At 32.3% G+C, this 9,673-nt stretch carries 6 protein-coding genes and 5 pseudogenes; 3 read left to right on the top strand and 8 right to left on the bottom strand.

Annotated elements, in window-relative coordinates:
• Positions 1-154 precede the first annotated feature (154 nt).
• Positions 155-910: pseudogene (locus Q0649_RS12490) on the top strand (Gfo/Idh/MocA family protein); the annotation flags it as partial.
• A gap of 144 nt (positions 911-1,054) precedes the next feature.
• On the opposite strand, the pseudogene Q0649_RS12485 reads toward Q0649_RS12490, so the two are convergent.
• The 6 genes and pseudogenes from Q0649_RS12485 to Q0649_RS23070 form a co-directional block, all read right to left on the bottom strand.
• Positions 1,055-1,663 (bottom strand): annotated as a pseudogene (locus tag Q0649_RS12485) (flavodoxin family protein).
• 106 nt (positions 1,664-1,769) lie between these two features.
• On the bottom strand, positions 1,770-2,936 hold the full coding sequence (locus tag Q0649_RS12480) for an iron-containing alcohol dehydrogenase (protein ID WP_298842352.1): 1,167 nt from the start codon (positions 2,934-2,936) through the stop codon (positions 1,770-1,772).
• A gap of 29 nt (positions 2,937-2,965) precedes the next feature.
• Positions 2,966-3,300 (bottom strand): annotated as a pseudogene (locus Q0649_RS12475) (cupin domain-containing protein).
• Between the two features lie 320 nt (positions 3,301-3,620).
• Entirely contained in the window at positions 3,621-3,815 is a 195-nt protein-coding gene (locus Q0649_RS12465) for a hypothetical protein (RefSeq protein WP_298842349.1), read from the bottom strand.
• Between the two features lie 118 nt (positions 3,816-3,933).
• Positions 3,934-4,437 (bottom strand): annotated as a pseudogene (locus tag Q0649_RS12460) (SDR family oxidoreductase); the annotation flags it as partial.
• Positions 4,438-4,541: 104 nt separating this feature from the next.
• Positions 4,542-4,712, bottom strand: a complete 171-nt coding sequence (locus Q0649_RS23070) for a UvrD-helicase domain-containing protein (protein ID WP_367179378.1) — start codon at positions 4,710-4,712, stop codon at positions 4,542-4,544.
• Here Q0649_RS23070 and Q0649_RS12450 point away from each other — a divergent pair.
• On the top strand, positions 4,684-5,238 hold the full coding sequence (locus tag Q0649_RS12450; protein WP_298842346.1) for an FAD/FMN-binding oxidoreductase: 555 nt from the start codon (positions 4,684-4,686) through the stop codon (positions 5,236-5,238). The genes Q0649_RS23070 and Q0649_RS12450 overlap by 29 nt on opposite strands.
• Positions 5,239-5,428: 190 nt before the next feature.
• Here Q0649_RS12450 and Q0649_RS12445 read toward each other — a convergent pair whose 3' ends face one another.
• The gene (locus Q0649_RS12445) at positions 5,429-5,584 is read right to left on the bottom strand and encodes a hypothetical protein (RefSeq protein WP_298842343.1); all 156 of its coding nucleotides are present in this window, start codon (positions 5,582-5,584) and stop codon (positions 5,429-5,431) included.
• Positions 5,585-6,094: 510 nt separating this feature from the next.
• Here Q0649_RS12445 and Q0649_RS12440 point away from each other — a divergent pair.
• Positions 6,095-6,781, top strand: a pseudogene (locus Q0649_RS12440) (flavodoxin family protein); the annotation flags it as partial.
• A gap of 107 nt (positions 6,782-6,888) precedes the next feature.
• On the opposite strand, the gene katG reads toward Q0649_RS12440, so the two are convergent.
• Entirely contained in the window at positions 6,889-9,093 is a 2,205-nt protein-coding gene (gene katG, locus Q0649_RS12435) for a catalase/peroxidase HPI (protein ID WP_298842340.1), read from the bottom strand.
• Between the last annotated feature and the right edge of the window lie 580 nt (positions 9,094-9,673).

The raw sequence follows: 9,673 nt of genomic DNA, 5'->3' as shown, positions 1-9,673 counted from the left end.
ACTAAAGTCTTATCTGCCATTATAAAATTGCCTCCAATTTAATTATGTTAACACTATTACATATTATGTAGTATGACAACACTTTGTACCAGAGACAACCTCAAAATCAATTAATATTTCACTTGTTTTATTTATCATTTCTTTTTCTAGAAATCCACATAATCTACATTATGAATACATATTAAAATCAATAAAAAATGGAAAACATGTTTTTTGCGAAAAAGCAATTACAGTAAATGCAAAACAGTTAGATGAAGTGGTTGCTATTGCTAAAGAAAAAGAATTAGTTATTGTAGAAGGCATGACTATGTTCCATATGCCCTTATATAAAAAATTAAGAGAAATTGTTAAATCAGGAGTTATTGGTAAAGTGAAAATGGTGCAGGTAAATTTCGGAAGCTGTAAGGAGTATGATGTAACCAATCGTTTTTTTAGTAAGGAATTAGCAGGCGGAGCATTATTAGATATTGGTGTTTATGCAACCTCATTTGCAAGATTTTTTATGGAGAGTAAACCAAATGTAATTCTTACTACAGCAAAATATTTTGAAACAGGAGTAGATGAACAATCTGGTATCATTATGAAAAATGATTGCGATCAAATGGCAGTTATGGCTTTAACTATGAGAGCAAAACAACCAAAACGAGGTGTAGTTTCAGGTGAATTAGGATATATCGAAGTTAACAATTATCCGAGGGCTGATAAAGCTACTATCTTTTATTCAGAAGATGGTAGAACAGAAGAACTTAGTTTAGGCGAAACAGCAAAAGCTCTGAACTATGAAGTAAAAGATATGCAAGAATATATTACAAATAATACTGGTGATGATCAACTTGCGTTAACCGTTGATGTTACACACTTATTAAGTGAAATAAGAAATCAATGGGGCCTCGTATACCCATTCGAATAAATTTCTATTCATTTTTATAAGATGCTATTAATGTTTTACCCATTACCTATTATTCTTCTTTCATTAAAAATTTTAATGAATTTCTATATTTACTACTGAAGCCCTAATGTATTACCGTATAAAATTAGTAGTAGATTGAGGTTCTTACTTTGGTAATACAATTTCTGCTTCTTTTCCAGCGTGTATACATTTCAAAAGCCAAGCCATATTTTTGACCAGTGTTCTCATTGTTTGCATTCCTTCAAGATCTTGTTTTACCTCCTCAGGAGTATTTCCATGAAACATATTCCAATACTGAGATGATACGAAAGGCATATTTGATTTGGTAATATATTTATTTAACTGTTCCAAAGCTGCGGTTGAACCACCCCTGCGACAACTTACAATTGCGGCACCAGGCTTATATTGAAAACCAGCTTCAGCAAAGAAAAATCTATCTAGAAAGGATGTTATTTGGCCAGATGCACCTGCATAATGTACAGGGGATCCAAAAACAAAACCATCTACTTCCTTTGCTTTTTCTAAAGCAAAGTTATCAGTATCGTCATGAAATACGCACATACCATTAGCATTAGAAAAACTAACAGTATGAGAACAACCATCACAATCCATACAACCTCGAATAGGTTTTGTTCCAATGTGAAAAATTTCAGTTACAATACCTTCATTTTCTAATTCTTTTGCCACTTCATTTAATGCTGTATATGTAGATCCTTTTTAATGTGGACTTCCATTTACTAATAATACTTTCATAGTTTGCTCCTTCCATCTTAAACTTAATATTTTCTTGAAATACTATTATTTTAAAATAACGCACCTGCATTTAATGCAAGTGCGTTACCGTTAATCGACTAAATTATTAAAGACACATTCTAAATATATTTTCAATATCTTTCTGATTCAATGGTTTAAATGCTGCAAGCACTCCACCCATACATGCTTTCTTTGCCATCACTTCAAAATTTGATTCATCGATACCTATTTGCGTAAATGTCATCTTTAAACCCAATTTAGTAAATAAAAAATCTTTTACAAGTTCAATGCTCTTTTTCGCAACCTCCATAGGTTCCATTCTATTATCAATTCCAAATACATTGGTACCAAACTGATAGAATTTTGAGACTGTTGTTTCATCTAATGTGTACTCCATCCAATGTGGTGTTAAAATAGCAAGACCTAAGCCATGTGTAATATCATAAATTGCAGATAGCTCATGTTCCATTGGATGGCAGCTCCATGCCTGGCGTTTTCCACCATTGATGTATCCGTTGATTGCCCAAGATGATGTCCACATCAGATTGGCACGTGCCTCATAATTATCTGGCTCTACTAATGCAATCGGTGCATATTTAATAACAGTTTTCATGAGACCTTCCATCACACAATCTAACATATATAAATCTTGATCCATATTAAAATAAACTTCCATAATATGATTTAACATATCTGCTGCACCAGAAGCAGTCTGAAACTTACTTACTGTGTAAGTATTGGAAGGATCAAGAAAAGAAACTTTGGGTTGCATTGGTGGAAAAATCATACCAATCTTGTCCTTTGTATCAGGATTACTAATAACACCGCCTGCATCCATCTCAGAACCTGTAGCTGCAAGTGTTAACACAGTAATAACAGGAAGACACTTTTCTACCAGTGTCTTGCCTAGTAAAATATCCCAAGCATCTCCATCATAATAAGTCGCTGCTCCAATATATTTAGTGCAGTCTATAACGGAACCACCACCAGCTGCTAAAAGCACATCTATGCCTTCTTTCTTACAAATGTCTGCACCAGCATTTACTGAGCTAACACGTGGATTAGGGTCAATACCATTTAACTCAAAAAGCTCTAAACCAGCATTCTTGATTTCTGCTACAATTTTGTCATAAAGACCGTTTTTCTTAATTGAACCTCCGCCATATGTTAGAAGTACTTTTTTGCCATATTTACTTAATTCTTCTCCAAGATGTTCTAATAGATTTTCACCAAAATAGACTTTTGTTGGAATATTATATATAAAATTATTCATCACAATTCTCCTTTTTAATTTTATTTTATTTATTTTAGCTTTCCGTAAACGTCATCTGTAACTGCTTCTAACCATTCATTAGAGGCACCTTGTGCAGGTACTTCCACTGCCAAATGTGAAAAAGTACTGTCTTTTGCTGCTCCATGCCAATGCTTTACTTCAGCCGGGAGATTAACAACATCGCCTCGATGTAATTCCTGTACTTCTTTTCCCCACTGCTGATACCATCCTATTCCCTATGTTACGAGAAGAATCTGCCACCTTTATGATGAATATGCCAATTATTACGGCATGCTGGTTCAAATGTTACATTTCCAATTGGTACACCAGTAGTCGTAAGCATATTTAGATATGCTTGTCCAATTAAATATTTAGAAAACTTCTCTGGAAGCGGCTCTCATTTTGAAAAAATTGTATTATTATTTAATTCCTTATTATTAATCATATTATATAATCCACTTTTACAATAAAATTTACTACATAATCATTGTACTACCTAAAGTTAACTTCAAGTCAAGTTATAATTTTAGATTTTATTTTTCCATCTTAGTAGCTGCATTATTTACACAGCTAATTGCATTCAGACTTCTTGGATAACCTATGAACGGTAAACACTGTGAAATAATCTTAATTAAGAACTTAATACGATTATATCTGCTGCAACGAGCTTTTCAAGTATTTCTGTCATATCATCTTTCTGAATACAGACACCAGCATTTCGACAAGCATAACAAGCTGTACAAGGACTAAGCTTTTTCTTACCAATGTTAATTTTCTCGGTCTGTGTACAGCCTCTTTTGCTCCTTCTATAAACTGGTCGCATAATACATAAGAATTACCACCTATACGTGGACTTCCACTAATCACTAATACTTTCATATGAATTCTCCTTTAATTTTAAAAATTTATTTTATTTTTTATATGTTTTAAAATAGTATCTGTTTGCTTATACACTTAGTATTCTTTTTCTGTTATTCTTTTGTTGACAGGATACTATTTATTCTTCCGGTTTTAATGGACCATAGAACAATGAGGCAGTTGCACCACCATCAATCAGGAAGTTGGCACCTGTGATAAAGGCACCCTTATCGCTCATTAACAATTCTGCCACATTGGCTACTTCATCTGGTGTACCAGGTCTTCCGACAGTGCATTTTGCAAACATATTCTTATAGAAATCCCCTCTTGGTCCATTCAATTCATCAATAGCAAGAGGTGTTACAATAATTCCAGGAGAGATAGAATTTACTCTTGCCCCCTTTACACCCCATTTTACAGATTCAGACATAACACGTTTCTCATTACAGCGCTTTGCCATCTGATATGCATGAAGGGTATCCTTAATATTTTCAGGCTGAAGAACTTCAAGCTTTAACAATTCCTCTGTAGGAGTTGTCGCAAGCTGCATATCTACTTCTGCTGAAAGTGCACGCATTCTGTGACCGGATTGACTAGAAATTGTGACACCAATACCACCTGCTTTGATTACCTTTCCAGCTTCATTAAATGGATTATATTGATTTTTTACTACCATTTTACTTCCATCTCCCGTATTCCAGTTAAACTGCTTCCATTTTCCAAAAAACATTTTGCTACTTCTAAAATTTAACTACTAGAGCGGTAATTAATTGGAAGTGACAGTTCTTTTACATCATATTTATTCTTTAATGTGTAAAACACACTTGCTGTACTTCCAGGCCAACTATAAATAACCTGATTTGGATCACCTACAGCAAATAATTTAGTGTTGACACTTTTTAATTTATTTGGGAATATACATAACAGAGCAAGAATAATTTATGAAGTAATAGAGGCAATAAGAAAAAGAGTTGGTAGTTCTTATCCAATTATGATAAAAATCAATTTTGATGACTTTATGGATAAAAATCAAGGCCTTACCAAAGAGGAATCTATAGAAGTTTTCAAGAAAATTGATAAACTAGGAATAGATATGATTGAACCTAGTGCAGTTAACCTATCTTCTGGAGAAGGAAAAGTTCCTTTTTCAAAAGGAATTAATACAGTAGATAAACAATCATATTTTAAAGAAGCTGTAATGAATATCGCAAGTGTTGTAAATGCCAAGGTAATCCTAGTTGGAGGAAATAAAAATATGGATGTAATGAATGAAATTTTAAATACTACCCAAATTCAATATTTCTCATTGTCTAGAACCTTACTTTGTGAGCCAGATCTAATTAATAAATGGGAGGATAACAAAGATTATAAACCAAAATGTATTTCTTGTAATAAATGCTGGGAAGAAATACCAAATTCTTGCGTTTTTAATAGAACAACGTAGTTATCATCTTAAAATCATTATTTCTGATATCTTAAAATCTTTATTCTAAATAGGAAATATTACTTATTGAATTTTTTAATAAATCCATTAGATAATACTCTTCTTCGAGTCCTGAAGTATTTATAAACTGGTTATCATTTTGCATTTGTATAGGAAGAGTTTGTGCCAAAGTATTGGTTAATTCTAGTTCTTATTCAACAAATTCTCGATTTTCTTGTAAAACACATATATACCCAACAGTAATACTATTAATACGAATACCACAGAAAATAAGACTTTTATCAGAAAAGTGAAAAAATGATGTACTTGAACTATAAATATTATCTATACATTTATCTTTTTTCATAATATTAACAGTATCAATTAACAGATAAGTCTGCTCATTATAAGTTTCAATACTAAATGTATTAGTATTATTTAGAGTGGAACCACCAATAATATGATAACTAGTATCTAAAATAAAAATTGGGTTATTTAAATAGTTTTCACATAAATTTATAGTCTTATTAATATCATTAAATGCAGATAAACTATTATATATATTAAGTTTTTTGAGGACAGTTTATATTTTATAAACATAAATCTACAAATTAATCTATAAATTTCTTCTATATTATTTTTAGTCTCAATCTGACCAAAAATTGCCTCCTCTTGCGTATTAGAAAAATTTCTAAAATCATACTATTAAAGTGTAGTATTTTCCTGATTTTTTCTGATGAATGGTTCATTAATTTATGTTAATATTATAAAGGTTCATTAGTTAGTGTAACAAAAAAAACATGCATTAACAATATATACGATATATAAAGAAGAGATTTTATTATGACTTTTAAAATAATGGGTGTTACAGCTTGTAGCACCTACATATGATTTAATGCCAACTACAACATTTTTAAAGTTTATGCATAGAAATTTAAGTTATGAATCAGCATTTTTATAATCCATTGGTGAAATTGAGCATAAAGATAGAGTTGGTGCTTTAATTGCTGTTGGAGGATCTACTCTTTCATGGCAGTCGATGGCATTAGAAGCTATGCAGGCAACTTGTTTTACAAATGATTTTAAAATTATTGATATGTATTTGGCTACTCGTGTGCCAGCTCCAAAACAATGTTTATTACATGATGATATGATAAAACGTGCTGAAGAAATTGGCAACAACGTTATGAAATCATTAAATACTACAGCAGAAAAAAGAGTGTGGTTAGGTGATGAAAATATGTGGTGGTGTCCAAATTGCCACTCTAATTCTTTGATCTTAGGGGAAGTTCAATGGGACGGATTACATTTTCCTATTGAATGCCAAGTTTGTGGCGCTGGTGGAGACTTAGAAAAAACAGAAACTGGTAAATGGGAATTTGTTATTGCTAAAGATGGATTAAGTCGTGATCGTACTACTATTGAAGGAAGAGAACACCATTTAGAAGAAATTTATCATACACAAGGTGGATTTTACACAGATGAAAATTTATCAACTGCTAAAGAAAAGTTTGGTAAATATAAAGATTTAAAATTTCCTGCAATTGAAATTAATAAACAATAATTGTTAACTATACCCTCTTAAGTAGACACGAAATTAAAAAGCTTCGTCTACTTAAGAGGGTTTTGTTTTTGAAACAATCTAGTTTAAATAAACTATTACTGATTGTTTTATTTAATAATATTTTCAACATCAAAACGGTCTGCATTCATTACCTTATTCCATGCAGCTACGAAATCTTGTATGAACTTTTCCTCATTGCCATTATATGCATATACCTCAGCAACTGCTCGAAGTTGTGAATTTGATCCAAATATAAGATCAACGCTTGTTGCAATCCACTTTCTCCTTTGCGATTCTCTATCAAAACCCATAAATTTTTCCTTGTATTCAGGTAACATCTTCCACTGGGTATTAATATCAAAAAGGTTTACAAAAAAATCATTTGTAAGACATTCTTCTCTCTTTGTAAACACTCCCTCTTTTGAGCCTTTATAATTAGTGTTTAATACACGCATACCTCCAATTAATACTGTCATTTCTGGAATAGTTAGTGTTAATAATTGTGCTCTATCAATTAACATTTTATCTGATGTTACTCCATATTTATCTTTTATATAATTTCTAAATCCATCTGCCTTAGGTTCGAGAACACTAAATGCATTTATATCTGTTTCTTCTTGGGTTGCATCGGTTCGTCCTGGCGTAAAAGGAACAATAATGTTGTGCCCTGCATTTTTTGCAGCTTGTTCAATACCAACACATCCACCTAATATAATAATATCAGCTAAGGAAACCTTCTTGCCCTTTGAATGTGACCTATTAAAATTCATTTGAATTTTCTCTAGTATATTTAAAACCTTTTTAAGCTTTTCTGGCTCATTAATTTGCCATTCTATTTGTGGCTTTAGGCGTATTCTTGCCCCATTTGCCCCTCCACGTTTATCTGAACCACGAAATGTCGATGCAGATTTCCAAGCTGTTGTAACAAGTTCTGATATTGACAAGGTTGAATCTAAAATCTTTGTCTTAATCTCTAAAATATTCTTTTTATTAATCAATTTATAGTTAACTTTTGGCACTGGGTCTTGCCAAATAAAGGTTTCTGTTGGAACTTCTGGTCCGAGATACCTTGATATCGGCCCCATATCTCTATGGGTTAATTTAAACCAAGCCTTGGTAAAATTCTCGGTAAATTTTTCTGAATTTTCTAAATAATCCATTGCTACTGATTTGTAAATAGGATCATAAATAAGTGCTAAATCTGCTGTGGTCATCATAGGTCTATGTTTTATTAATGGATCATAGGCATCGACTACCATATCATCTTCAGCTACATCTTTAGCTAACCATTGATATGCTCCAGCAGGACTTTTAACTAATTCCCACTCATGTTTAAATAATGTTTTTAAGTATCCCATTGTCCACTTTGTAGGTTCTGCTTTCCATGCACCTTCAATGCCACTACTTATGGTATCTGGACCCTTACCAGTTTTATAGTTGCTTTTCCAACCCAATCCTTGCTGCTCAATCGGTGCAGCTTCTGGTTCTGGTCCAACATGTGAAGGTGATGCAGCACCATGACATTTACCAAAAGTATGTCCACCTGCTATAAGAGCAACAGTTTCCTCATCGTTCATTGCCATACGAGAAAATGTTTCCCTTATATCATATGCTGATGCTTTAGGGTCAGGTTTTCCATCGGGTCCCTCTGGGTTTACATAAATTAAGCCCATCTGTACAGCTGCAAGAGGATTTTCAAGCTTTTGATCATCTTTATTATGTTCATCTCCAAGCCATTCTTTTTCACTACCCCAATAAATATCCTCTTGTGGTTCCCAGACATCAACTCTGCCGCCACCAAATCCAATTGTCTTGAGTCCCATAGATTCGAATGCACAGTTACCTGTAAGTATCATAAGGTCGGCCCAAGAAATTTTATTTCCGTATTTCTTTTTTATTGGCCAAAGTAAACGACGTGCTTTATCTAAATTTATATTATCTGGCCAGCTATTAAGTGGTGGAAAACGTTGTAATCCACCACCACCGCCTCCTCTACCATCACCAACTCTATAAGTTCCTGCACTATGCCAAGCCATACGAATAAAGAATGGTCCATAGTGACCATAATCAGCAGGCCACCAATGCTTAGAATCTGTCATCAACTTATATAAATCATCCTTTAGTTCATAATAATTTAATTTTTTAAATTCATCAGCATAGTTAAAACCTTTAGACATAGGATTGCTTAGTTCTGAGTTTTGACGAAGAATATTAAGCTTAAGCTGATTTGGCCACCAATGCTCATTAGTTGTTCCTTCACCTGCGACTGCTTTGCTTGTTCTTCCTGTCACTGGACATTTTCCTTCTAACATAAAACTAGCCTCCTTACCTTTCTTTTTACCCACTTGCACATCTAATTAATATATATACAAGAATTAATTACTCTTTATCATATAAATACTCCTACTGTAAATTATATAAATATATAACTAGTAATATGAGTGATTTGATAAATAATACTTTAATTTAGCCTCTTCTTCGAATAGATTCTTGTTTTTCTCATGAATTGCTTCATTTGTACTTAACATATTAACTCTATTTCTTCGAGTCTATCAATCGCCCCTAATGTTTCGTTTTTATTAACCGATATATTAATTGATATATTAAATAAATATATATAGAGATTTTCCGAATTACAAAATATTGAATTTTATAAAAGATGATACAAATTTTTAATGTTTATCAATTCGGAATCTGTCTAAAATTTTATATTCTATAGGAGGAAATCTTAATGAGAAAAGTACAAAAGAATAATGTTATATGTTTTATATTTACTCTTTTACTATTATTCATGAATGTCCAAGTATTTGCGACTACACTAGTTCCAGTAGCTTACATAAGTATAAATAAAACTACAGATACTTTATTTGTAGGACAAACAGATACTATTAG

This window comes from uncultured Clostridium sp. (assembly GCF_937920395.1).
In the GTDB taxonomy this organism is placed as follows: Bacteria; Bacillota; Clostridia; order Clostridiales; family Clostridiaceae; genus Clostridium_AD.
This window is presented reverse-complemented; position numbering and strand designations above follow the sequence as displayed.

Coding starts and splice junctions, on each gene's coding strand:
- Q0649_RS12480 (WP_298842352.1), bottom strand. CDS start 2,936: ATGAATAATTTTATATATAATATTCCAACAAAAGTCTATTTTGGTGAA.
- Q0649_RS12465 (WP_298842349.1), bottom strand. CDS start 3,815: ATGAAAGTATTAGTGATTAGTGGAAGTCCACGTATAGGTGGTAATTCT.
- Q0649_RS12445 (WP_298842343.1), bottom strand. CDS start 5,584: ATGAAAAAAGATAAATGTATAGATAATATTTATAGTTCAAGTACATCA.
- katG (WP_298842340.1), bottom strand. CDS start 9,093: ATGTTAGAAGGAAAATGTCCAGTGACAGGAAGAACAAGCAAAGCAGTC.